The sequence below is a fragment of the Homoserinimonas sp. genome (assembly GCF_056262345.1).
This window is the reverse complement of the sequence record NZ_JBACFR010000082.1, coordinates 1-2,022: the sequence shown is the minus strand read 5'-3', so window position 1 is coordinate 2,022 and position 2,022 is coordinate 1. Positions and strand designations below refer to the sequence as shown.

Sequence of the window (2,022 nt, the reverse complement as noted above, 5' to 3'; positions counted from 1 at the left end):
GAGGCGTGCGCAGCGCTCCTCACGGAGTTCTTCGCCGATAAGCGTTAGAAAACTTCCTAGTCGATGCCGCGAATCACAAATGCGTCGGTCGACGGATTGGCGTCGTTCGGCTTGCGGTAAACATCCGGCTCGATGTAGATCACGCGCGCCGCGGGAACCGCCTCACGGATGGTGGCTTCGACAGCGTCGATATCGGCAGCGATATCGACAAGCCGCTCCCGTGGCTCGAACGCTACTTTCGCCGCGACCAGCAGCTCATCCGGCCCCAGGTAGAGCGTCTTCATGTGGATGAGCGAGACGACCTCGGGGTGGGCGTTGATCGCGCCGCGGATCGCCTCGGCGTCCGATGCGGTTGCACCCTCGCCCACGAGCAGGCTCTTGGTTTCGACGCCCAGGATGATGGCGACCAGCACGAGCAGAACACCGATGGCCAGGGTGCCGATGGCGTCGAACACGGAGTTGCCCGTGATGATGGTGAGCCCCACGCCGCCGAGGGCGAAGACGAGTCCCGTGAGGGCGGCGATGTCCTCGAGCAGCACGACCGGCAGCTCCGGCTGGCGGGCGTGACGCACGAACGAGACCCAGCTCTGCTTGCCACGAACGAGGTTGGATTCGCGGATGGCCGTGCGCAACGAGAATGACTCGAGCACGATGGCGACAAGGAGAACGACGATCGGCAGCCACGCGTTCTCAAGCGGGTGCGGGTGGGTGAGCTTTTCGTACCCCTCATAGAGCGAGAAGACGCCACCGACGCTGAACAGGATGATGGAGACGACGAACGCATAGACGAACCGTTCGCGTCCATAGCCGAACGGGTGCTCAGCATCCGCAGCTCGCTTGGCTTTGCGGCCGCCGACGAGCAGCAGCACCTGGTTGCCTGTGTCGGCCAGGGAGTGCACGCCCTCAGCGAGCATTGAGCTCGACCCCGAGAACGCCCACGCAATGAACTTGGTGACCGCGATGCCCGCGTTCGCGAGCAACGCCGCGATGATGGCCTTATTGCCGCCGGTAGCACTCATGCGCCAATCCTAGGATGTGATGATGACAGATTTTCGCCCCATAATCGCTCTTCTCGGTGCCGGCTCCATGGGCTCCGCCATTCTCGAGGGTCTGCTTCGCGACGGAACGGTGGTGGGCGGGGGGATCCGCATTACGAACCGCACCACGGCCAGCGCCTCTCGACAGTGGCCAGAGGCCGTGACCTCGCTCTCCCTCGAGGCCGACCCCGAGGCCAATCTGCGCGCCGTTGACGGTGCGGACGTCGTGATTATCGGGGTCAAGCCGGGCATGGTGGCCGACCTCCTCGGCGAGATTGGCGGTGCGCTCAAGCCGGGAGCTGTCGTCGTGAGCGTCGCCGCAGGAGTGACAACGGCATCCCTCGAAGCGGCGCTTCCCGACTCCGTCGGCGCGGTGCGGTCGATGCCCAACACCCCGACGGCGGTCGGCCTTGGTGTCACGGCGCTGAGCAGGGGCTCGCGAACAACCGACGAGCAGCTCGCGGCGGTCGAGCGCGTCTTCGGTGCCGTCGGCGAGGTTTTGGTCATCGACGAGGACCGGATGGCCGGGCTCACCTCGGTTTCAGGCAGCGGCCCCGCGTATGTCTATTACATGGTGGAGTCGTTCACCCGAGCGGCTGAGGCCCAGGGGTTCGCACCAGACGACGCGGCCCGGTTGGTTTCGCAGACGTTTAGGGGAGCGCTCGAAATGCTGAGGACATCCGGCAAATCGCCAGAGCAGCTACGCCGCGATGTGACGAGCCCCAACGGCACAACGGAACGCGCCGTCGCGGTGCTGATCGAAGCCGATCTGCCCGCGATTCTCACGGAAGCCGTTGAGGCTGCCGCAGCGCGATCTCGGGAGATGTCGGCAAGCTAGTGCCGATCGGCGCCTAGGACGTGGCGGCGAAGCGCTCGATGTCTGCGGCGTTGCCGCTCACGATGATGAGGTCGTGGTTGGAGATGAGCGTCTCGGCCGTTGCATAGGTGAACTCTTTGCCGGGCGATTTGACCCCGACGACCGTGA

At 64.9% G+C, this 2,022-nt stretch carries 2 protein-coding genes and 1 pseudogene; 1 reads left to right on the top strand and 2 read right to left on the bottom strand.

Features of this window, described 5'->3' with window-relative positions; all coding sequences use genetic code 11:
* Window positions 1–56 precede the first annotated feature (56 nt).
* A complete protein-coding gene (locus tag AC062T_RS04060) occupies window positions 57–1,019 on the bottom strand; it encodes a cation diffusion facilitator family transporter (RefSeq protein ID WP_476027636.1) in 963 nt (320 codons plus the stop codon).
* A gap of 22 nt (window positions 1,020–1,041) precedes the next feature.
* On the opposite strand from AC062T_RS04060, the gene proC reads away from it, so the two are divergent.
* Entirely contained in the window at window positions 1,042–1,875 is an 834-nt protein-coding gene (gene proC, locus AC062T_RS04055) for a pyrroline-5-carboxylate reductase (protein ID WP_476027635.1), read from the top strand.
* A gap of 13 nt (window positions 1,876–1,888) precedes the next feature.
* On the opposite strand, the pseudogene AC062T_RS04050 reads toward proC, so the two are convergent.
* Window positions 1,889–2,022, bottom strand: a pseudogene (locus AC062T_RS04050) (TrkA family potassium uptake protein); the annotation flags it as partial.